Origin of the sequence: Anaeromyxobacter sp. SG64 (genome assembly GCF_022690745.1) — a bacterium.
GTDB classification, from domain to species: Bacteria; Myxococcota; Myxococcia; order Myxococcales; family Anaeromyxobacteraceae; genus Anaeromyxobacter; species Anaeromyxobacter soli.
In genome coordinates this window covers 1-20,734 of the sequence record NZ_JALCZB010000081.1, presented here as the reverse complement: position 1 = coordinate 20,734, position 20,734 = coordinate 1, and the positions used below count along the sequence as shown (strand labels likewise).

Below are 20,734 nucleotides of genomic sequence, written 5' to 3'. Positions count from 1 at the left end.
CGAGCGACGCCGCCGCGGCGAGCACGGCCACCGCAGCGCCGGCGCGGAGCGCGAGCGCGTAGCCGCCGAGGAACGCCTCGCCGCTCGCGCCGGACCCGGCGCGCAGCGCGAACAGCGCGCCCGCGAGCCCCACCCCCGCCGCCATCCCGGCACTCCGCGCGGTCGCGAGCAGGCCGCCGCCCGAGCCGAGCCGCTCGCGCGGCAGCGCGCCCATGACGAGCGCGTTGTTCGGCGCCTGGAAGAGCCCCATCCCGGCGCCGCACAGGGCGAGGCGCGCCGCGAACCCGGCGGCGCCGCCCTGCGCGCTCGCGAACGACAGCGCCGTGAGGCCCGCCGCGAGGAGCAGCATCCCGACCGCGGGGAGCCACCGCCCCCCGAGGCGATCGGCGATCCAGCCGGAGAGCGGCGACGCCACCGACAGCGCCAGCGGGACCGCGGCGAGGACGAGCCCGAGCGACCCGGGGGCGAGCCCGAGCACGCGCGCGAGGAAGAAGGGCGTGAGGAACGTCTGCGAGAACATCGCGGCGTAGGAGAGCAGCCCCGCGACGAGGCCCCAGGTGAAGAGCGGGATCCTGAACAGCCGCGTGTCGAGCAGCGGCCCGCCCGCGTTCCCGCCGCCGCGCGCGAGGACCCGCAGCGCCCAGGCCGCGCCGGCGATCCCGATGGGCACGTTCACGTAGAAGATCCAGCGCCAGGAGAGGTGCGTGAGGATGAGGCCCCCGAGCGGCGGCCCCGCGGTGAGGCCGAGGGCGACGACGGTGCCGGCCGCCCCGAGCGCGCGCCCGCGCATGCTGGCCGGGAACGCCGCGGTGATGATCGCCGGTCCGATCGCCATCATCGCGCTCGCGCCCAGCGCCTGGACCCCGCGCGACAGGACGAGCACGCCGAGCCCGCCGGCGAGCCCGCAGAGCGCCGACCCCGCCGTGAACACGAGGAGCCCGGCGGTGTAGACGGCGCGGTGCCCGAACCGGTCGCCGAGCCGGCCGAGGGGGACGAGCGTCGCGGTGATCGCGAGCAGGTACGCGTTCACGACCCACTGCAGCGGCCCGACCGCCGCGCCGAGCTCGCGGCCGAGGGTCGGCAGCGCGACGTTCACGATGTTGCCGTCGAGCGTCGCCATGACCGTACCGACCGCGACGACGGAGAAGGCGAGCCAGCCCTGGGGCGGCGTGGCGCTGGATGGGGGGAGGGGGCGGCGCAAGGGGGGTCGGGTCCGGTTCCGGGGGCGGGGCCTCTCGCGCTCACTGCGACGCAGGCGGGAAGAGCGTGGGGTGCTGCGCGAGCACGGTCCGGCGCAGGCGCGGGAGCGCGAGGTGAAACACGGCGCTCGCGCAGATCACCACCGCCGCTCCGGCGCCGATGGTGCGCGGGGCGCCGAAGCGGCTCGCGGCGAAGCCGGCGGCGAGGGAGCCGAACGGCGTCACGCCCACGAACAGGGTCGAGAAGAGCCCCATCACCCGCCCCCGCATGTCGACCGGCGCGAGCCCCTGCAAGAGCGTCATCGTGCCGGCCATCTGGGTGATGAACCCGAACCCGGCCACGACGAGCGAGGCGCCGGCGACGACCGGGTGGCGGGAGAAGGAGAGCGCGAGGAGGCCCGCGCCGAGGAGGGTCGTGCCGAGCGCCACGCGGCGGCCCAGGCCGGCGAGCCCCTTGCGCAGGAGGAGGCCGACCGCGCCGACGAGCGCGCCGGCGCCGGCGCTGCCGAGCAGGAGCCCATACAGCCCCGCCCCGCCGTGGAGCACCTCCGCCGAGACCACCGGCAGGAGCGCCTGGTAGGGCATGGCGAAGAAGCTCGAGACGGCGAGGAGCGCGAGCAGCGCCCGCACGTGGCCGGTTCGCCCAGCGTAGGCGAGCCCCTCGAGCAGGTGGGCGCGACGGCCCCCCTCCACCGTCGGCTGCGGCGGCGGATGCATCTTCACGAGCGCGTAGTAGGTGCCGGCGAAGGAGAGCGCGTTGAGCGCGAAGCAAAAGCCCTCCCCCACCGCGGCGACGAGGGCGCCCGCGAGCGCCGGGCCCACGATGCGCGCCGAGTTCACGATCGAGGAGTTGAGCGCGATGGCGTTCGGCGCGTCGCTGCCGGCGATGTCGGCGAGGAGCGCCTGGCGGGCCGGGATCTCGAAGGCGTAGGTGAGCCCCAGCATCCCGGCGAGCACCACCACGTGCCAGGGCCGGACGACGCCCGCGAGGGTGAGCGCGGCGAGCAGCACCGCCTGGAAGATCGCGTTCGTCTGGGTGAGGAGGACGATGCGCCGGCGGGGGTGGCGATCGGCGATCGAGCCCGCCCAGATGCCGAACAGGAAGACGGGCACCTGGCCGAGGAAGTTCACGACGCCGAGGAGCTCGGAGGAGCGCGTGAGCCGCCACACGAGCCACGACTGCGCGACGCCCTGCATCCAGGTGCCGGCGAGCGAGACGCTCTGCCCGGCGAAGAAGAGCCGCAGGTCGCGCTTGCGAAGGGAGCGGAGGGCGTCGGGCCAGCGCATCGTCGGGAGCGGGGCGGCGTCGCGGCGTGCTCGGCGAGGCGGCGAGCCGCGTCCGCGCCGACCGGGCCGGGCTCGCTAGAGCTGGATCTGCGCGCCCATCTCGACCACGCGGTTCGGCGGCAGGCCGAAGAACGCGCTCGCGGTCTGGGCGTTCCGCGCCATGATGATGAAGAGCCGCTTGCGCCAGCGCGACATCTTGGAGGGTCCCGTCGGCAGGAGCGTCTCGCGGCCGAGGTAGTAGGTCGTCTCCATCGGCTTCAGCTCGATCTTCGGCCCGTCGAGCTTGCGGCGGGGCAGCGACGCGAACATCGCCGGCACGTCCGGGGTCTCCATGAAGCCGTAGCGGGCGACCACCTGGAAGAAGCCGGAGCCGAGCTCCTTCACGCTGACGCGCTCGGCGTCGGGGATGGAGGGGATCTCCTCGGTCATGAGGGAGGCGAGCACCACGCGCTCGTGCAGCACCTTGTTGTGCTTCAGGTGGTGCAGGAGCACGGGCGGGACGGTGCCGGTGTTCCCGGTCATGAACACGGCCGTCCCGGGCACGCGCTGGGGCTTGCGGCGCGCGATGTCCTCGAGGAACACGTCGAGCGGCAGGCCCGCGCCGCGCATCATCTCCGCGAGCGCCTCGCGGCCGCGCTTCCAGGTGGACAGCAGCGTGAACACGAACGCGGCGGCGGCGAGCGGGAACCACCCGCCCTCCTCGACCTTGATGATGTTCGCCCCGAGGAAGGACACGTCCACGAACAGGAAGAGGAGCGTGACGGGCCAGGCGCGCCAGCGCGGCCAGCGCCACAGATCGCGCGCGACCCTGTGGAAGAGCAGCGTCGTGATCGCCATCGTGCCCGTCACCGCGATGCCGTACGCAGCCGCCAGGTTCGAGGAGGTCTTGAACCCGAGCACGAGGGCGATGGTCGCCATGCCGAGGAGCGCGTTCACCTCCGGCACGTAGATCTGGCCGATCTCGGTCGAGGAGGTGTGCCGGATGGTCACGCGCGGCGAGTAGCCGAGCTGGACCGCCTGGCGCGTCAGCGAGAACGCGCCGGAGATGAGGGCCTGCGACGCGACGATCGCGGCCGCGGTGGCGATCGCGATCATCGGGTAGAGCGCCCACTCGGGCACGAGCAGGAAGAACGGGTTCCGCGCCGCCTCCGGATCGTGGAGGAGGATCGCCCCCTGCCCCATGTAGTTGAGGAGCAGGGCGGGCATCGCCACGAGGAGCCACGCGAAGCGGATCGGGCGCTTCCCGAAGTGGCCCATGTCCGCGTAGAGCGCCTCGCCGCCCGTGATGACGAGGACCACGCCGCCGAGGACGAGGAACCCCTGCCAGCCGTTCCGGGCGAAGAAGCCGATCGCGTGCGTCGGCAGCACCGCCTGCAGGATCGAGGCGTCGAAGAGGATCCCGCGCACGCCCAGGATGGCGATGCAGGCGAACCACACGAGCATCACCGGGCCGAACACCGCGCCGACCACCGCCGTGCCGCGCCGCTGGATGAAGAACAGGAGCGCGAGGATGCCGACGGTGACGGGCACGACCCAGTGCGCGAGCGCCGGCGCGGCGACCGTGAGGCCCTCGACGGCGCCGAGGACGGAGATGGCCGGCGTGATGACGCCGTCGCCGTAGAGGAGCGCCGCGCCGAAGAGCCCGAGGATGAGGAGGAGCTGTCTGCCCCGGCGGCGGGCCTCGTGGCGGCCGACCAGGGCGAGCAGGGCGAGGATGCCGCCCTCCCCTCGGTTGTCGGCCCGCATCACGAAGGACAGGTACTTGAACGTGACGACGAACGTCATCGCCCAGAACACGAGCGAGAGGACGCCGAGCACGTTCGCCGCGCTCGGGGCGACGCCGTGGTGCCCGGTGAAGCACTCCTTCAGCGAGTAGAGCGGGCTCGTGCCGATGTCGCCGTAGACGACGCCGAGGGCGCCGAGCGCGAGCTTCGCGAGCGCGGCGCCTCTCGCGGGCGCGCGATGCCCGTGGGCAGGTGCCAGCGTGGCGACGACGGCCGCCTCGGCGGCGGCCGGGGTGGCGCTGCGGGAGGTTTCAGGACCGGCGCGCGGTGAGCGGGTTTCTGACATCGAGGGCCCAGCGAGGGCGGCGGGAGGTAAACATGTCGGGCCCTGGCCGTCGAGAGGCTAACCCGCGATCGGGCCAGATCTCCGGGATCTCTGCTGATTCAAGCTGTGGACGCCGCCCGGCCGATGACGGCACCCGGACCCTGGGTACGCTACGCCGCGCCAGAGAAGGCGGCGGCTCCCCCGCCGGCGTGGACCCCGCCGTGGCCGGAGGGCGAGGTGTGGAAGGGTACGCCGACCGGCTGCGCCCCCGGCCGGTTGCGAGTATGTTCCGCCCCCCGTGACGCCCGCCGTAAGCCCGCTCCGCGCGGAGGTCTCCGCGCTCGTTCGACTCGCCGTCCCGCTCGCGATCGCCCAGGGCGGACAGGCGCTCATGGGCGTCGTGGACACCGCGGTCGTGGGGCGGGCGGGCCCCCTGCCCCTCGCCGGTGTCGGCCTGGGCAACGTGCTGTTCATGGCGCTGTCCGTGCTGGGGATGGGGGTCATGCAGGGCCTCGATCCCCTCATCGCGCAGGCGCTCGGCGCGGGGGACGACGCCCGCGCGCGCCGCCTCCTCTGGCAGGGGACCTGGCTCGCCCTCGCCCTCTCCGCGGCCCTCGCCGTCCCGTTCCTGCTCGCGCCTGCGGCGCTCGAGCCGCTCGGGATCGACGCGGACGTCGCGCGAGAGGGGGGGCGCTACCTCGTGTGGCGGCTGCCGGGGCTGCCGTTCTTCCTGCTCTACTTCTCGGGCCGCGCCTACCTCCAGGCGCACGGCGTGGTCCGGCCGATGGTCGTCGCGACGGTGCTCGCGAACCTCCTCAACGTCCCCGCCGACGTGCTCCTCGTGTTCGGCGGCGCAGGGCTCCCCGCCGTGGCCGGCCCGCTCCGCGCCATCCCGCCGCTCGGCGCCGCGGGGGCGGCGATCGCGACGAGCCTCTGCGCGGTCGCCCAGGCCGCCCTGCTCGCGCTCGCCGTTCGCGGCGTGCCGCGGCCGCCGGGACGCGTCGCCCGCGCGCCGGACGGCCCCGCGCTCCGGGCGGCCCTCGCGGTCGGGCTCCCCGTCGGCCTGCACATGGGCGCGGAGGTCGGCATCTTCGCGCTCGTCGGCTTCCTCGCCGGCCGGTTCGGCGCGCTCCCGCTCGCGGCGCACCAGCTCGCCATCTCCATCGCGAGCCTCACGTTCACCGTCGCGATCGGCTTCGGCAACGCCGGCTCCGTGCGCGTGGGCTGGGCGGTGGGCCGTCGCGATCGCGCGGGCGCGCGCCGGGCGGGCCTCGCCGCGTTCGGCTCGGGGGCCGCGTTCATGTCGCTCTCCGGGCTCGTCTTCTTCCTCTTCCCCGGGCCCATCGCCCGGGCGATGACCGACGACCCCGCGCTCGTCGCGGCCGCGGTGCCGCTGTTGCGCATCGCCGCGCTGTTCCAGCTCTCCGACGGCATCCAGGGCGTCGGCGCCGGCGTGCTGCGCGGCGCGGGCGAGACCCGCTTCGCGTTCGCCGCGAACCTGGTCGGCCACTGGGCGCTCGGCTTCCCCGCGACCGTGCTGCTCGGGTTCACCCTCGGGCTGGGCGTCACCGGGCTGTGGTGGGGCTTCGTCCTGGGGCTCACCGCCGTGGCCGTGGGCCTCTACGCGCGCTTCCTCCGCGTCTCCGCGCGCGAGATCGTGCCCCTCGCCGACCGGGCGGCCGTCGAGGCGGGCTGACCCGCGCGGAACCCGGCGCCGGCGCGCGCGGAGGCTAAGCTCCCCCGGGATGCGCCTCTCGCTGCCGCAGCCGTACGAGGACCTCGGCCACACGGCCGACGTGGGGGTGCGCACCCGCGGCGCCACCGCGGAGGAGGCGCTCGCGCGGCTCGTCCTCGCGTTCGCCGCGCTCGCGTCGGGCGGCGCCGCCGTCGCGGCCGAGCGGGAGGAGCGCGTCGCGGTGGAGGGTGGGCCGGGCCTCGCGGGCAGCGCCGTGGCGCTGCTGCGCGAGCTCCTGTACCGGCTGGCGACCGAGGCGCTCGTCCCGGCGGCCTGCGAGGTGCTGCGGGTGGACGAGGCGGGGACGGAGGCGGTCGTCGCCTTCGGCCGGCGCGATCCGGTGCTGCACGCGGAGGGCGCGGATCTGAAGGCGGTCACCTGGCACGCGGCGCGGCTCGAGCGCGAGGGTGCGGGGTGGGTGGCGCAGGCGGTCTTCGATATATGACGGGGGCTGCGCCCCCGCCCCGCCGACGGCTGGCCGCCGTCGGCGGGGCCCCACCCCTGCTCGGCGGGGCCCGTGAACGGTCGCGCCCGCTTCGCGGGTTCGCGACCGTTCCCCGCCGGGAGGGACTGCGTCCCTCCCCGTCGCTTCGCGACGGGGCCCCTCCCTGGGGACCATCGCGAACCTCGAACTCTCGTCTGGCGAGGAACGAATGAAGCTCCGGCGCATCGAGGGCGACCTATGGGAGATCCCGCGCGAAGGGCGCATGCGCGTGCCGGGCCGGGTCTACAGCGTCGGGCCGCCGGCGCCGGACGACCCCGCGCTCCAGCAGGTCGCGAACGTCGCGCACCTGCCCGGCATCCTCCGCTTCTCGCTGGCGATGCCCGACATCCACTGGGGATACGGGTTCCCCATCGGCGGCGTGGCGGCGATGGACGCCGAGCACGGCGCCGTGTCGCCGGGCGGCGTGGGCTACGACATCAACTGCGGCGTGCGGGTCCTCACCACCGCCCTCGAGGCGGAGGACGTCCGCGCGCGGCTGCACGCGGTCACCGCCCAGCTCTACCGCGACATCCCCACCGGCGTGGGGGCGAAGAGCGCCATCCCGCGGCTCTCGGACGACGCGCTCGACGAGGTCCTCGCGGGCGGCGCTCGCTGGGCGGTCCGGCGCGGGTTCGCCGCGGCGAGCGACGACGCCGAGCGCTGCGAGGAGGGCGGCCGGCTCTCCGGCGCCGATCCGTCGGCCGTCAGCGCGCGAGCGCGGACGCGCGGCGCGGATCAGCTCGGCACGCTCGGGAGCGGGAACCACTTCCTGGAGGTGGACCGGATCGCCGAGGTGTACGACCCGGTGGTCGCCGAGGCGTTCGGGCTCGTCCCGGACCGGGTGGCGATCCAGATCCACACCGGCTCGCGTGGCCTCGGCTACCAGGTCTGCGACGAGTTCGTCGCCGAGATCGCCGCGCGGCGCGGCGAGTTCGGGGAGGACTACGCGACCCTCCCCGATCCGCAGCTCGCCGCCGCGCCGATCGCGAGCGCGCTCGGCCAGCGCTACCTCGGCGCGATGCAGGCCGCCGCGAACTTCGCCTGGGCGAACCGCCAGGTGATGACCGGCCTCGCCGTGCGCGCGCTCCTCCACGCCCTCGCGATCTCGGAGCGCGAGCTCGGCGCCCGCGTCCTCTACGACGTCTGCCACAACGTCGCGAAGCTCGAGGAGCACGCGGTCGACGGGGTCGTCCGGCGGGTCCTCGTGCACCGCAAGGGGGCGACGCGCTGCTTCGGGCCCGGCGATCCCCGCGTGCCGGCGCCCTACCGCGCCGCCGGCCAGCCGGTGCTCATCCCGGGCGACATGGGCCGCTACTCCTACGTCCTCGCGGGGACCGCGCGGGCGATGGCCGACACCTTCGGCAGCTCGTGCCACGGCGCAGGCCGGCTCATGTCGCGCGGGGAGGCGCTCCGGCGCGGGCGCGGGCGCTCCATCGCGCGCGAGCTCGCCGCGCGGGGCATCGAGGTCATCGCGCGCGGGAAGAAGACCCTCGCCGAGGAGATGAGCGAGGCCTACAAGGACGTGGCGCAGGTCGTGGCGGTCATGGACGGCGCGGGGATCTCGCGCCTCGTCGCCCGGCTCGAGCCGATGGGTGTGATCAAGGGCTGAGCGCCCGCTCGGGGCGACCGGGGGCGCCGCGAGACGTCGGGCGGGGCCGCGTGGGCCTTCCGCGGGTCCCTTCCCGCGCCCGTTCGGCGCCGTAGCTTGTTCTCATGGACGTGGACGTCCCACGCGCGCGGCTCGTGGTCCTGCCCGGTGGGCGGCGAGGCGGCGATGCGCCCGCGGAGGGCCGCCTCCCCCGGGAGGCGCTGCGCGTCATCCCGGGCGGGCCCGCGGGCGATCTGCAGGCCGCCATCGAGGAGACCGTGCAGGCGGCCCGGCGCATGCGCGCGGAGATCGAGGCCCGGATCGCCAAGTCCCTCGAAGACCTCTTCTGAGGGTCCCTGGCGGGTCACCATGAGCGGGCGCCCGCCCCCCGTTAAGCACCGTCCATGATGGACAGGCTGCCCGGAGCGGACCCGTTCCCGGAGGCGCTCGCGCGACGGCTCACCGACGCGGTGCGCGCGAAGGGCGACGGCTACGTCCCCCGCACCCATCACCTCGACGCGCAGGGGCGGCCTCGGTTCACGAACCGTCTCATCCTCGAGAAGAGCCCCTACCTCCTCCAGCACGCTCATAACCCGGTGAGCTGGCGGCCGTGGGGCGAGGAGGCCTTCGAGGAGGCCCGTCGCACCGGCCGCCCGGTGTTCCTCTCCGTCGGCTACTCGACCTGCCACTGGTGCCACGTGATGGAGGGCGAGTCGTTCGAGGACGAGGAGATCGCGCGCGTCCTCAACGAGCGCTACGTGCCCATCAAGGTGGACCGCGAGGAGCGGCCCGACGTGGACGGGCTCTACATGACCGCGGTGCAGCTCCTGACGGGCAGCGGCGGCTGGCCCATGAGCGTGTGGCTCACGCCGGACCGGGAGCCGTTCTTCGGCGGGACCTACTTCCCGGCCCGCGACGGCGATCGCGGCGCCGGCCGCGGGTTCCTCTCGATCCTGGGCGAGGTCGCCGACCTGTACGCGCGCGACGCCGGGCGCGTGGAGGCGGCGACGCGCTCGCTCGTGGAGGCGGTCCGCGGGGCGCTCGCGCCGCAGGGGCCGCCCGCCTCCGACACGCCGGGGCCGGAGGTGCTCGAGGCGGCGTTCCGCGGATTCCGCGACGCGTTCGACCCGGTGAACGGCGGGCTGCGCCGCGCGCCGAAGTTCCCCTCCAGCCTGCCGGTGCGCTTCCTCCTCCGCTACCACCGCCGGGCGCGCGATCCGGAGGCGCTCCGGATGGCGACCCTCACGCTGGAGAAGATGGCGGCGGGCGGGCTGCACGACCAGGTGGGCGGCGGGTTCCACCGCTACTCCACCGACACCGCCTGGCTCGTCCCCCACTTCGAGAAGATGCTGTACGACAACGCGCTCCTCGCGGTCGCCTACGCCGAGGCGTTCCAGGTCACCGGGCGGCGGGACCTCGCGCGCGTGGTCCGCCAGACCCTCGACTACCTCGGGCGCGAGATGACCTCTCCGGAGGGGGCGCTCTACTCCGCCACCGACGCCGACTCCGAGGGCGAGGAGGGGAGGTTCTTCGTCTGGAGCGCGGCGGAGCTCCGCGAGCGCCTGGGCGAGGGGGCCGAGCGCTTCATGCGCTTCCACGGCGCGAGCGAGCGGGGGAACTTCGAGGGCCGGAACATCCTCCACGTCCCCGCGCCGGACGAGGACGCGTGGGAGGCGCTCGCGCCGCAGCGCGCGATCCTGTACGCGGCGCGCGAGGAACGCCCGCGACCGCTGCGCGACGAGAAGATCCTCGCCGGCTGGAACGGCCTCGCGATCTCGGCGCTCGCCTTCGGGGGTCGTGCCCTCGGCGAGGAGCGCCACGTCGTGGCGGCGGCCCGCGCCGCCGAGTTCGTGCTCGGGCGGATGGTCGTGGAGGGCCGGCTGCGCCGCGCCTGGCTCGACGGCGCGGCGGGCGTCCCGGCCTTCCTCGACGACCACGCCTTCGTCGCGCAGGGGCTGCTCGATCTCTACGAGGCGACGTTCGACCCGCGCTGGCTCGAGGCGGCGGTCGAGCTGTCCGAGCGGCTCGAGGCGCTGTTCGGCGACCCGCAGGGCGGCGGGTGGTTCGGCACCGCGGCCGACCACGAGCGGCTCCTCGCCCGCGAGAAGCCCACCCACGACGGCGCGGAGCCGTCCGGCGCCTCGGTCGCGCTCGTGAACGCGCTCCGGCTCTCGGCGTTCACCACCGACGACCGCTGGCGCCTCCGCGCCGAGGGCGCGCTCCGCCACTACGCGCTGGCGATCGGGGAGCACCCCGCCTCCTTCACCGAGCTGCTCCTCGCCGTCGACTTCGCCCTGGACGCCGCGCGCGAGGTGGTGCTCGTCTGGCCGGAGGGCGAGAGCGCGCCGGAGCCGTTCGTGTCCGTGCTCAGGCGGAGCTTCCTCCCGAACCGCGCCATCGCCGGGGCCCCCGAGGGCGCGGTGCTCGAGCGGCTCGGGCGCGTGGCGCCGGTGGCGGCGGAGAAGGTCGCCCTGAACGGCCGGCCGACCGCCTACGTCTGCGAGCGCGGCCAGTGCCGGCTGCCGGCGATCGCGCCCGAGAAGCTGGCCTCGCAGATCGCGCCGGTCCGCCCTTACCGGTGAGGCCGCAGGCCCGTCCTCGCCGCCGCTGGCGCGCGGCGGGCGCCCGGCCTTACCATGCGCGCCTCATGATCACCCCCCCGCACGAGCGGCGCCACTTCGCGAGCGACAACTACGCCGGCATCTGCCCGGAGGCCTGGGCGGCCATGGCGGAGGCGAACGCCGGCCACGCGCCGGGGTACGGCGACGACCGCTACACCGCGCGAGCGGCCGACCTCCTCCGCGAGACGTTCGAGACCGACTGCGAGGTGTTCTTCGTCTTCAACGGCACCTCCGCCAACTCGCTCGCCCTCGCGTCCCTCTGCCAGTCCTACCACTCGATCCTCTGCCACGAGGCCGCCCACGTCGAGACCGACGAGTGCGGCGCGCCCGAGTTCTTCTCGAACGGCACGAAGGTGCTCACCCTCCCCGGCGCGGACGGCCGGATCGACCCCGCCGGCATCGACCACATGGTCGAGAAGCGCAGCGACATCCACTACCCGAAGCCGCGCGTGGTCTCCGTCACGCAGGCGACCGAGCTCGGCACGGTCTACCGGCCGGAGGAGCTCGCGGCGATCGGCGCGCGCGCGAAGGCGCGCGGGCTGCGCTTCCACATGGACGGGGCCCGCTTCGCGAACGCGGTCGCCTCGCTCGGCGTCGCGCCGAGGGAGCTCACCTGGAAGGCGGGCGTCGACGTCCTCTGCTTCGGGGGGACGAAGAACGGCATGGCGGTCGGCGAGGCGGTGGTGTTCTTCGATCGCGCCCTCGCTGCGGAGTTCGACTATCGCTGCAAGCAGGCCGGCCAGCTCGCCTCGAAGATGCGGTTCCTCGCGGCCCCGTGGGTGGGCATGCTCCGCGACGGCGCCTGGCTCCGCCACGCGCGGCGCGCGAACGAGCAGGCCGCCCGCCTCGAGGCCGGGCTCCGCGCCATCCCGTCGGTCCGGATCCTCCACCCGCGCGAGGCGAACTCCGTGTTCGCCGCCCTGCCGCCCGGGGCCGCGGACGCGCTCCGCGGGCGCGGCTGGCGCTTCTACGACTTCATCGGCGGCGGCTCCCGCTTCATGTGCGCGTGGGACGTGACCGACGACGACGTCCGCGCGCTCGTCGGCGACGTCGCGGCGGTGGCGGCGCAGCGGTAGCCGGCGCCTAGCCCTCGCCCCGCGGGCCCGGCGCGGGCCGCCGGTCCAGGACCGAGAACGGCCGCTCGCCCTTGAACACGCGGAACAGCAGGTACAGGGCCGGGAAGAGGAAGATCGCGCCCGCGGCGAGCGCCCACAGCACGGCCACCTGCGTCGCGCGCGGCGCGCTCGCCGTCGCCAGCGTGAGGCCCGGGACGACGAGGTACGGGTACTGCGAGGCGCCCCAGCCGAGCACGATGAGCGTGACCTGCGCCGCCGCCGCCGCGCGCGCGAGGCGGTAGCGGCGGCGGAACAGCGCGGCGAACGCCGTCACCGCCGCGACCGCGGTGGCAACGTGGAGCGGCAGCGAGAAGCCGCGCCGGAGGAGCCCGGCGAACACGAGGGGCGCGTCGTACCAGGACAGGACGCCCGCCAGCGCGGCGGCGAGGAACACGGCGGCGCCCGCCCCGATGGCGCGGCGCCGGAAGTCCTCCCGCAGCGCGTCCCGCGCCTCGACGGCGAGGTAGGTCGCGGCGAGGAACGCGAAGAGGGCCGCCGCGAAGAAGCCCACCGCGAGCGGGAACGGCGCGAGCCAGGCGAGCGGATCGACCCCCTCCGGCGGCCCCGCGAGCCGGCCGGAGGCGATGGCGCCGACGATCACCCCGAGCACGACCGGCGCGAGCACGGAGGAGGCGGAGAAGACGAGCCCCCAGCGCACCTGGACGCGGTCCTCCGGCGTGTCGTAGGTGCGGAAGGTGAAGGCCGCCCCGCGGAGCACGATCCCGAACAGGAGCAGCACGAGCGGCACGAAGAGCGTGATCGAGATCGCCGCGAACGCCTTCGGGAAGGCGGTGAAGAGGAGGACGATGACGAGGATGAGCCAGACGTGGTTCGCCTCCCAGATCGGGCTGATCGCGTGCTCGACGAGCTCGCGCTGCGCCCGCTTGCGCGGGCCCGTCGCCAGGAGATCCCAGATGCCGCCGCCGAAGTCCGCGCCGCCGAGGAGCGCGTAGAGCACGAGCGCGGCGAGGATCGCGCCGCCGAGGAGATCCGCGGCTGTCACAGGGCGCCCTCCGCCGGCGCGGGCGCCCCGACCTCGGACGCGGGCGGGCTCTTCGCGATCTGGCGGCGGAGGAGGACGATCACCATCGCCGCGAGGAACAGGTAGAGGATCGTGAACGCCACGAACGGGACGGCGATGTTGCCGACCGGCGTCACCGCGTCCGCCGTCCGCATGACGTCGCGGATCGTGAACGGCTGCCGGCCCCACTCGGTGACGAGCCAGCCCGCCTCGAGGGCGAGGAAGCCGAAGGGCGAGGTGACGAGCACCGCCCGGAGGAGGAGGCGCGGCAGGGGCTTCCCGCGGAGCCGGTGATACAGGTACGCGAGCGCGACGAGCGCGAGCGCGCTGCCGAGGCCGACCATGGCCTGGAAGGCGAGGTGGACGTTCCGCACGTTCGGCCAGTTCTCGCGCGGGAACGCCTCGAGGCCGCGCACCTCCGCCCGCGGGTCGTGGAAGGCGAGGAGCGAGAGGCCGTAGGGGATCTCGAGGGCGAGGCGCGTCTCCCGCGCCTCGACGTCGGGGAGCCCGCCGACCCGGAGCGGCGCGCCGCGCTCGGTCCGGAACTGCCCCTCCAGCGCGGCGAGCTTCACGGGCTGGGTCGCCGCCACCTGGCGCGCGGAGAAGTCGCCCGAGATGGGCTGGAGGAGGGCCGCGACCGCCCCGACGCCGAGGGCCACGCGGAGCGCGCCGCGGTGGAACGCGTTCGCCGGATCGCGCAGCAGGAAGAGCGCGTGGATGCCGGCCACCGCGAACCCGGTCGCGACGTAGCTCGAGAGCAGCACGTGCACCACCTCGTGCGCCCAGCCCGGCGGGAACATGGCCACGAGCGGCTGCACGTCCGAGGCGGCGCCGTGGAGCACCGCGAAGCCCGCCGGCACGTTCATCCACGCGTTCGCGAGCGTGACGAAGAACGCCGAGGCGGCGCCGCTCGCCGCGACCACGACGCCGCTCGCGAGGTGCAGCCGCGGCCCCACCCGGCCCCAGCCGTACAGGTAGATGCCGAGGAAGATCGCCTCAGCGAAGAACGCGAAGCCCTCGAGCGAGAAGGGCATCCCGATGATGGGCCCGGCGAACTCCATGAAGCGCGGCCAGAGGAGCCCGAGCTCGAACGAGATCACCGTCCCGGAGACCGCCCCGACGGCGAAGAGGATGGCGGTCCCCTTGGCCCAGCGCTTCGCGAGCTCGAGGTAGGCCGGCGCGCCGGTGCGCCGGAAGCGCCACTCGGCGAGCACCATGAAGAGCGGCATCGCGACGCCGACCGCCGCGAAGACGATGTGGAAGGCGAGCGAGGTCCCGAAAAGCCAGCGGGCAGCGAGGAGGTCGTTCACGGGCCCCTGATGTAGCGCTGCGGCGGTCCCGCGCGAGTCCCGCTCGGGCGTGGGCACTTCGCCGCAGGGTGACACCGAACCCGCGGGCGGCTCCGCTAGGCCTTCGACTCCTCCCGCTCCTCCCCCAGGATCCGGTAGAGCGTCTTGCGGTCGATGCCCAGCACCTCCGCGGCGCGCGTCTTGTTCCCCCCCTGCTCGGCGAGCACCTGCGCGGCGTAGCGGCGCTCGAGCTCCGCGAGGGTGGGGCGCTCACCGGCGGCGACGGCCGGGATGGGCGCCGCGCCCGGCCCGCGGATCGACTCGGGGAGCGCGTCCGGCTCGATGACGCCGGTGGGGTTCAAGGCGAGGGCGCGCGCCACGACGTTCTCGAGCTCGCGGACGTTCCCCGGCCAGCGCCAGCCGACGAGCATCTCGCGCGCGGCGGGCGTGACCACCGCCTGCGGGTGCCCGTGCTTCGCGGCGAAGTGCTCGACGAGCAGCGGGATGTCCTCCCGCCGATCGCGGAGCGGCGGGATGCGGAGCGTCACCACGTTGAGGCGGTAGTAGAGGTCCTCGCGGAAGCGCCCGGCCTGCACCGCCGCCGCGAGGTCCTTGTTCGTCGCCGCGACGACGCGCACGTCCACCTGCACCGGCTCGTTCGCGCCCACCCGGCGGATCTCGCCCTCCTGGAGGGCGCGCAGGAGGCGCGCCTGCAGCGCGGGGCCGACGTCGCCGATCTCGTCCAGGAACAGCGTTCCGCCGTGGGCCTCCTCGAAGAGCCCGCGCCGGCTGGCCTGCGCGCCGGTGAACGCGCCGCGGGCGTGGCCGAAGAGCTCGGACTCGAGCACCCCCTCCGCGATCGCCCCGCAGTCCACCGGCACGAACGGCCCCGAGGCGCGCGGCGAGGCGGCGTGGATCGCGCGGGCGACGAGCTCCTTGCCGGTCCCGCTCTCGCCGAGGATGAGCACGGTGGCCGGGCTCGGCGCGACGCGCGCCGCGGTCTTGTAGACCTCCAGCATCGCCTCGCTCCGGCCCACGACGTCCTCGAGCCGGTAGCGCTCGCGGACCTGCCCTCGCAGCGCCCGGTTCTCGAGGACGAGCGCGCGCTGGCGGAGCGCCCGCTCGACCACCACGGCGATCGCGTCGACGTCGTAGGGCTTCGAGATGTAGTCGAACGCGCCGCGGCGGATCGCCTCCACGGCCCCCTCGACGTTGCCGAACGCGGTCACGAGCACGACCGGGGTGTCGGGGGCGGCCTCGCGCATGCGATCCGTGAGCTGCAGCCCGTCCACGTCCGCCATGCGGATGTCGGAGACGACGAGATCCACCGGCCCGCGCTCGAGCGCCGCGAGCGCGTCCTTGCCGTCCGGCAGCGCCAGCACGTCGTGGCCGCGCGCGACGAGGATCCGCGCGAGCAGCTCGCGGCTCGCGCGATCGTCATCGACGACCAGGATCCTGAAGCGCGCCATCGCCCCCCTCCTCCTCCGCCCCGTCCGCCGCCGGGGTCGGGATCCAAAGCGTGAACGTCGCGCCCGCGCCGGGCGTGCTCTCCACCTCGATGCGTCCGCGCAGGGCCGCCGCGATCTCGCGCGAGATGGCGAGCCCGAGGCCGGTGCCCTTGCCGGAGGGCTTCGTCGTGTAGAACGGCTCGAAGATCCGCTTGCGCTCCTCGGGGCGCAGCCCGGCCCCCGTGTCGCTCACCGAGAGCCCGAGGAGCCCGCCGCGCCGGGCGGCGCGCACCGCCAGCCGGCCGCCCCCCGGCATCGCCTCGACCGCATTCGACACGAGGTTCCCGAGCACGTGGCCGACCAGCGCGGGATCGAGGCGCACCTGGGCGAGATCGGGCGGCACCTCGCGCACGAGCTCGAGGCGCGCCCGGTCGGCCTCCGGCACGTTGAGGGTGAGCGCCTCGTGCACGAGCGCGGCGAGGTCCACCGGCGCCGCCTCGGGCCGCAGGCCGCGGGCCGAGTCGAGGAAGCGCCGGATGATGGCGGTCATCCGCCGCACCTCGCCCTCCACGACCTCGAGCCCGGCGCTGAGCTCGGGCGGGCACGCCGGATCGCGCGCGAGGAGCTGCACGTGGCCGCTGATCGTGTTGAGGGGGTTCCCGAGCTCGTGGGCGATGGTGCCGGAGAGCTGGCCGAGCGCCGCCAGCCGCTCCTTGGAGACGAGGTCCCGGCGCGCCTCGAACAGGAGCCGGTTCAGCTCGGCGAGCTCGCGGTTCTTGCGGGCGAGGTCGGCCGTCGCGTCGGCGACCATGGCGGCGAGGTCGTCGTTGAAGCGGCGCACCCGCTGCAGCATGGCGCGCAGGCCGCGGGCGAGCACGCCGATCTCGTCGGACCGCTCCGGGCCGGGCACCCCCTCCGCGTCGATGGCGCCCGACTGGACGCCCTCGATGGCGACCGCCAGCTGCGACAGCGGCCGCACGAGCATGTGACCGAGGAGGAACGTGAACAGCACGGCGAGGACCGCGGCCCCCACCCCGGCGACGAGGAAGAACTCGCGGCGCTCGGTGCTGGCGATCTCCTCGACCTCCGAGAGCGTCGTCTCGATCCGCAGCGCGCCGAAGGTGGTGCGCCCCTCGTGGAGGGGGAGGTCCACCCGCCAGCCGCGCGACTCGCCGTCGTCGACGAGCGACACCGTCGCCTCGACGGGGAACGCCCGCGCGGCGCGGGTCTCGGCCTCGATCTCGGCGCCCTCGAGCCCGAACGTCACGCGCGCGACGCGCACCTCGCCCTTGTGCCGGATGGCGAGCTCGGCGAAGCGCACGATGCGGCGCGGCCGGAGCTGCTCGGCCAGCGCGTCGGCGGCCTTCTCGATGTCGGTGCCGGGGGAGAGGTCCAGCTCCTCCGCGACCGCCTTCGCGAGGTCGACGCTGCGCTCGCGCAGCGTGGCCTCGATGGCGCGGGTCGCGACCCGCTCGCCGAGGTAGGACGCGACGCCGAGGGTGAGGACCAGCGTCGCGGCGAAGAGCAGGATGATGCGGGCACGGAGGGACATGATCGTTCCAGCTCACGCGCCCGGGGGACCCGGCACCGGCGGCGGGGGGTGAGCCGCCGGTGCCGGGAACCGTTCGGCTACTTCGACGCGGGCGCGGCCGGGGCGGCCTCGGTCTTCGCGGCCGCCTTCTTGGCGGTGTGCTTCTTCGCGGTGTGCTTCTTCTTCGCCGGCTTCGCGGCCGGCGTGGCCTCCGTCTTCGTCTCCGTCGCGGCGGCCGGGGCCTCCGGCTTCGTCTCCTGCGCGAACGCAGGGGCGGCGGAGGCGAAAACGGCGAGGGCCGCGAGGGTGCCGATCATCTTACGCATGTGAGTCTCCTCCGGGCGCCTGAAAGGATTGGGTTGGGCCCGGTGCGCGCGAAGGAGAGCACGGCGCGTGCCGGGCGGCGCGGCGCCCCGGTCGGACCGGATTCCGCGGTGTTGCGGCCCTCGAGGCAGCTCGGGCCGCCGCCGCGCGAGGAGATCCGGGACGGACGGCTCCGGGCGGCGGGGCGATTCTCCTCGAATTGACCCATCCGGATCCCGGCTGTAACTTCGTCGCCGCCTGCCCGGCCGGAGCTCGTCCGGGCGAGGCGCCCCTGGAGGTTCCATGCGTCGTCTGCTGGCGCCCATCGCCGTCGCCGCCGTCCTGTCGCTGCGCCCGGGCCTCGCCCTCGCGGGGGAGCCGCTCGATCTCGATCTCGCCCGGCTGGGCGCGCCGAGCGCCGACGTATGGAAGCGGCTCGCCGAGGTGCAGGACACCCCCTTCACGCTCTCCGACTCGGAGGCGGCGCTCCTCGCCAGCGAGGCCAAGACGCGCTTCGCCATCCTCTCCACCGAGACGGCGCTCGCGCTCTCGTCCGCGATCCTCACCCCCGCCTCCACGACCGGCTACGTCGGCTTCGACGTCGACCTCGAGGCGGCCTACGTCGCGGTGCACCCCGGGACCGTCGGCCGGACCTCGTTCGGCTCGCCGCCCGTGTTCGAGCCGCGCGGCCCGTGGCAGACCCGCTCGATGACGCCCCACGAGCTGTTCCTGCCCTCGGTGCACGTCCGTAAGTCGCTGCCGTTCAGCCTCGAGCTGGGCGGCCGGATGATCTACCTGTCGCAGTCCTCCTACTTCGGCGCGCAGGTCGAGGGGAAGTGGGCGCTCAACGAGGGCTTCCGCGTGCTGCCCGACCTCGCGGTGCGCGTCGCCCACACCCAGCTCTTCGGCCAGCGCGACTGGAACCTCGGCGCGACGGACCTCGACCTCATGGTGTCGAAGCGCTTCGGCGTGAACGGGGTCACGAGCTTCACGCCCTACCTCGCGGGGCGCTTCACCTACGTCGGCGCGTCCTCCGAGACGATGGACTTCGGCCCGCGCCGCGCCGGCGGGACGACCGCGACCGCGCCCGCCGACCTGCGCTCCACGCAGGCCGCGTTCCCGAAGCTGCGCGCCGGCTTCTACCGGACGACCGCGGGCGTGCGCTTCACCGCCCACGTCGTCTCGCTCGCGGGCGAGGTCACGTACTTCGGCGGCGCGACCAAGGACGGGAAGGCCAACCCCGCGGCGGACGAGTACCCGGACTACCGGCTCGCCTCCACGTGGGGCGGCGCGCTCAAGGCGGGCTGGGAGTTCTAGGGGCGAGCGCCGCGCGGATCCGCCCCGGCGCGTTCGTGATGATCGCCGCCGCGCCCAGCGCGGCGAGCCGGCGCGCCTCCTCGGGATCGTCCACCGTCCAGACGTTCACCGCGAGTCCGCGTTTCGCCCAGGCGCGCGCACGGGCGGGGGTGACGAGCTGGCGCTCGGGGTGGATCGCGGCGGGCCGCAGGAGCCGCGTCGCGAGCGCGGTCAGGACGCGGCGCGGACGCTCGGCCTCGACGAGCAGTCCCACCGGGAGCTCCGGCGCGGCGACGCGGAACGCCACCACGAGCCGGTAGTCGAACGACGACACGAGGACGCGGCCGCCGGCGCGCGCGCGGCGGAGGACCCCCGCGACCGCGGTGGCGAGCCCGAGGTCGGCGCGGCGGAGGCGCGACTTGAGCTCCACGTTCAGGACCGCGCCCGGCAGGGCCTCGAGCACCTCCTCGAGGCGCGGGATCCGTTCACCCCGGAAGCGGTCTCCGCGGAGCGCGCCGACGTCGAGCGCCCGCAGCGCCGCGAAGGGCGCGTCGGGGACGGAGAGGGCGACGCCGGTGAGGCGGGCCGCGTCCTCGTCGTGGAAGACGACCAGCTCCCCGGTGGCGCAGCGCCACACGTCCAGCTCGACCCCGTCCGCGCCCTGCTCGAGCGCGAGGCGGAAGGCGGAGAGCGTGTTCTCGGGCGCGTCGGCGCTCGCGCCGCGGTGCCCCAGGACGAGGGGCCGCCCCGCGACCCGCGGCGCATCGGTCATTGCTCCCGGCATGGGCGCGCTCCCCGCGCCTGGCATCGAGGGGGGCGCGCGGCTATTCTACCTCGCTCGCGGCAGCGGCCGCGCTGGATCCCGATGACCGAGCTCCTCCTCGTCCTGTTCGTCACCCTCCTCGTCTTCGGCGCGACGCGCATCCCCGCGCTCGGCGACGCGCTCGGCCGCGCCGTGCGCAACGCGCGCGCGGGCGCCTCCGGCGAGCCGCCGGCGCGCGGGCGGGAGGGTGACTCGCGGCACCCGAGGTGATCGCGAACCACGAGCCGTCGTCTAGAGCGGCCGCGCTTTCGGAGACGACCCGTCGCGGCGGCCCCGCTCCCGCCGGAGCTTCCGGGCGAGGGCGCGGACGAGCGGGTGGATCGCGAGATCCTCCGCCAGCGCGCGCAGGTCCGGCCCGGGGAGCGAAGGGACGAGCTTCAGCGCGAGCTCGGGCTCCGCGTACGGGTTCCGCGCCAGCGCGCGGGCGACCGCGGGCCGGCTGCACCAGCGCGACTCGAAGAGGCGGCGCAGGGTCTCGGGCCGGCACGGGCGGCGCGCCGCGATGCGGACGACGAACGGCTCCGTGAGCTGCGGGTTCCGCAGCAGCTCCTCGACGACGGCGGGATCGCCCTCCGCCGCCAGACGCGCGAGGAGATCGGGATCGCGGCGCCCGCGCGCGAACGCCTTCTTGTGACCCATCGACAGCCCCGCGAGCCGGGGATCCGGCCGGGCGCGCGCGGCGGGGAACGCGCGCAGCGGCGCGGGGGAGACGAGCAGGCTCGTGACCTCGTCGAGGCCGCGCTCGGTGGCGGCCGCGTAGAGCTCGGCGCGCCACGCGTAGGACAGCTCGGGATCGGGATCCGCGAGGGCCTGGCCGACCGCGGCGATGGCGACGCGAGACGCGGGGTCGGGCGCGCGGGCGAGCGCCGCGACGAGCACCGCCGCCGCGGCGGGCGCCTCGGCGCCGAGCGCGCGGCCCGCGGCGCGGGCGCGGATCTCTCCCTC

18 protein-coding genes are annotated in these 20,734 nt (G+C 75.2%); 8 read left to right on the top strand and 10 right to left on the bottom strand.

Going from position 1 to position 20,734, the window contains the following annotated elements:
* The 3 genes from MNZ29_RS18850 to MNZ29_RS18840 all read right to left on the bottom strand — a co-directional run.
* On the bottom strand, positions 1–1,201 hold a 1,201-nt coding region (locus MNZ29_RS18850; RefSeq protein ID WP_242356308.1), incomplete at its 3' end, for an MFS transporter.
* A 40-nt stretch (positions 1,202–1,241) separates the two neighbouring features.
* Positions 1,242–2,486, bottom strand: coding sequence for an MFS transporter (locus MNZ29_RS18845; RefSeq protein WP_242356307.1), 1,245 nt, complete (start codon positions 2,484–2,486; stop codon positions 1,242–1,244).
* Between the two features lie 75 nt (positions 2,487–2,561).
* A complete protein-coding gene (locus MNZ29_RS18840) occupies positions 2,562–4,556 on the bottom strand; it encodes a potassium transporter Kup (protein WP_242356306.1) in 1,995 nt (664 codons plus the stop codon).
* 277 nt (positions 4,557–4,833) lie between these two features.
* Here MNZ29_RS18840 and MNZ29_RS18835 point away from each other — a divergent pair, with 277 nt between their 5' ends.
* From MNZ29_RS18835 to MNZ29_RS18810, 6 genes are all read left to right on the top strand, one after another.
* Positions 4,834–6,231, top strand: a complete 1,398-nt coding sequence (locus MNZ29_RS18835) for an MATE family efflux transporter (protein WP_242356305.1) — start codon at positions 4,834–4,836, stop codon at positions 6,229–6,231.
* A gap of 49 nt (positions 6,232–6,280) precedes the next feature.
* Positions 6,281–6,715, top strand: coding sequence for an archease (locus MNZ29_RS18830; protein ID WP_242340364.1), 435 nt, complete (start codon positions 6,281–6,283; stop codon positions 6,713–6,715).
* A gap of 208 nt (positions 6,716–6,923) precedes the next feature.
* Complete coding sequence (locus MNZ29_RS18825) at positions 6,924–8,363, top strand: RtcB family protein (RefSeq protein ID WP_242340363.1); 1,440 nt, start codon at positions 6,924–6,926, stop codon at positions 8,361–8,363.
* A gap of 104 nt (positions 8,364–8,467) precedes the next feature.
* The gene (locus MNZ29_RS18820; protein ID WP_242340362.1) at positions 8,468–8,692 is read left to right on the top strand and encodes a hypothetical protein; all 225 of its coding nucleotides are present in this window, start codon (positions 8,468–8,470) and stop codon (positions 8,690–8,692) included.
* A 54-nt stretch (positions 8,693–8,746) separates the two neighbouring features.
* On the top strand, positions 8,747–10,924 hold the full coding sequence (locus tag MNZ29_RS18815) for a thioredoxin domain-containing protein (protein WP_242340361.1): 2,178 nt from the start codon (positions 8,747–8,749) through the stop codon (positions 10,922–10,924).
* Positions 10,925–10,989: 65 nt separating this feature from the next.
* Positions 10,990–12,039 (top strand): low specificity L-threonine aldolase, encoded by a 1,050-nt coding sequence (locus MNZ29_RS18810; protein WP_242340360.1) that lies wholly within the window; start codon positions 10,990–10,992, stop codon positions 12,037–12,039.
* 7 nt (positions 12,040–12,046) lie between these two features.
* On the opposite strand, the gene MNZ29_RS18805 is transcribed toward MNZ29_RS18810, so the two are convergent.
* The 5 genes from MNZ29_RS18805 to MNZ29_RS18785 form a co-directional block, all read right to left on the bottom strand.
* Complete coding sequence (locus MNZ29_RS18805) at positions 12,047–13,081, bottom strand: cytochrome d ubiquinol oxidase subunit II (protein WP_242340359.1); 1,035 nt, start codon at positions 13,079–13,081, stop codon at positions 12,047–12,049.
* Complete coding sequence (locus MNZ29_RS18800) at positions 13,078–14,409, bottom strand: cytochrome ubiquinol oxidase subunit I (RefSeq protein WP_242356304.1); 1,332 nt, start codon at positions 14,407–14,409, stop codon at positions 13,078–13,080. The genes MNZ29_RS18805 and MNZ29_RS18800 overlap by 4 nt, the downstream gene beginning before the upstream one ends.
* 95 nt (positions 14,410–14,504) lie before the next feature.
* Positions 14,505–15,857, bottom strand: coding sequence for a sigma-54 dependent transcriptional regulator (locus MNZ29_RS18795; RefSeq protein WP_242356303.1), 1,353 nt, complete (start codon positions 15,855–15,857; stop codon positions 14,505–14,507).
* The gene (locus tag MNZ29_RS18790; RefSeq protein ID WP_242340356.1) at positions 15,826–17,388 is read right to left on the bottom strand and encodes an ATP-binding protein; all 1,563 of its coding nucleotides are present in this window, start codon (positions 17,386–17,388) and stop codon (positions 15,826–15,828) included. The genes MNZ29_RS18795 and MNZ29_RS18790 overlap by 32 nt, the downstream gene beginning before the upstream one ends.
* A gap of 77 nt (positions 17,389–17,465) precedes the next feature.
* Positions 17,466–17,693, bottom strand: a complete 228-nt coding sequence (locus MNZ29_RS18785) for a hypothetical protein (RefSeq protein WP_242340355.1) — start codon at positions 17,691–17,693, stop codon at positions 17,466–17,468.
* A 280-nt stretch (positions 17,694–17,973) separates the two neighbouring features.
* Between MNZ29_RS18785 and MNZ29_RS18780 the strand changes: the two genes are divergently transcribed.
* On the top strand, positions 17,974–18,987 hold the full coding sequence (locus tag MNZ29_RS18780) for a hypothetical protein (protein ID WP_242340354.1): 1,014 nt from the start codon (positions 17,974–17,976) through the stop codon (positions 18,985–18,987).
* On the opposite strand, the gene MNZ29_RS18775 is transcribed toward MNZ29_RS18780, so the two are convergent.
* Positions 18,965–19,738 carry a glycerophosphodiester phosphodiesterase family protein gene (locus tag MNZ29_RS18775; RefSeq protein ID WP_242356302.1) on the bottom strand — a complete coding sequence of 258 codons (774 nt, stop codon included), beginning with the start codon at positions 19,736–19,738 and terminating at the stop codon, positions 18,965–18,967. The genes MNZ29_RS18780 and MNZ29_RS18775 overlap by 23 nt on opposite strands.
* Positions 19,739–19,831: 93 nt before the next feature.
* Between MNZ29_RS18775 and MNZ29_RS18770 the strand changes: the two genes are divergently transcribed.
* Positions 19,832–19,999: a twin-arginine translocase TatA/TatE family subunit gene (locus tag MNZ29_RS18770; RefSeq protein WP_242340352.1), complete on the top strand. Its 168-nt coding sequence runs from the start codon at positions 19,832–19,834 to the stop codon at positions 19,997–19,999.
* 21 nt (positions 20,000–20,020) lie between these two features.
* Here MNZ29_RS18770 and MNZ29_RS18765 read toward each other — a convergent pair.
* The coding region (locus MNZ29_RS18765) for a hypothetical protein (protein WP_242356301.1) at positions 20,021–20,734 on the bottom strand (714 nt) is incomplete at its 5' end.

What these genes read in the sequence shown, in the direction of transcription:
- MNZ29_RS18780 (WP_242340354.1), top strand. Translation starts at nt 17,974, where the DNA reads ATGCGTCGTCTGCTGGCGCCCATCGCCGTCGCCGCCGTCCTGTCGCTG.
- MNZ29_RS18840 (WP_242356306.1), bottom strand. Translation starts at nt 4,556, where the DNA reads ATGTCAGAAACCCGCTCACCGCGCGCCGGTCCTGAAACCTCCCGCAGC.
- MNZ29_RS18830 (WP_242340364.1), top strand. Translation starts at nt 6,281, where the DNA reads ATGCGCCTCTCGCTGCCGCAGCCGTACGAGGACCTCGGCCACACGGCC.
- MNZ29_RS18790 (WP_242340356.1), bottom strand. Translation starts at nt 17,388, where the DNA reads ATGTCCCTCCGTGCCCGCATCATCCTGCTCTTCGCCGCGACGCTGGTC.
- MNZ29_RS18825 (WP_242340363.1), top strand. Translation starts at nt 6,924, where the DNA reads ATGAAGCTCCGGCGCATCGAGGGCGACCTATGGGAGATCCCGCGCGAA.
- MNZ29_RS18845 (WP_242356307.1), bottom strand. Translation starts at nt 2,486, where the DNA reads ATGCGCTGGCCCGACGCCCTCCGCTCCCTTCGCAAGCGCGACCTGCGG.
- MNZ29_RS18795 (WP_242356303.1), bottom strand. Translation starts at nt 15,857, where the DNA reads ATGGCGCGCTTCAGGATCCTGGTCGTCGATGACGATCGCGCGAGCCGC.
- MNZ29_RS18815 (WP_242340361.1), top strand. Translation starts at nt 8,747, where the DNA reads ATGATGGACAGGCTGCCCGGAGCGGACCCGTTCCCGGAGGCGCTCGCG.
- MNZ29_RS18775 (WP_242356302.1), bottom strand. Translation starts at nt 19,738, where the DNA reads ATGACCGATGCGCCGCGGGTCGCGGGGCGGCCCCTCGTCCTGGGGCAC.
- MNZ29_RS18820 (WP_242340362.1), top strand. Translation starts at nt 8,468, where the DNA reads ATGGACGTGGACGTCCCACGCGCGCGGCTCGTGGTCCTGCCCGGTGGG.
- MNZ29_RS18770 (WP_242340352.1), top strand. Translation starts at nt 19,832, where the DNA reads ATGACCGAGCTCCTCCTCGTCCTGTTCGTCACCCTCCTCGTCTTCGGC.
- MNZ29_RS18810 (WP_242340360.1), top strand. Translation starts at nt 10,990, where the DNA reads ATGATCACCCCCCCGCACGAGCGGCGCCACTTCGCGAGCGACAACTAC.
- MNZ29_RS18785 (WP_242340355.1), bottom strand. Translation starts at nt 17,693, where the DNA reads ATGCGTAAGATGATCGGCACCCTCGCGGCCCTCGCCGTTTTCGCCTCC.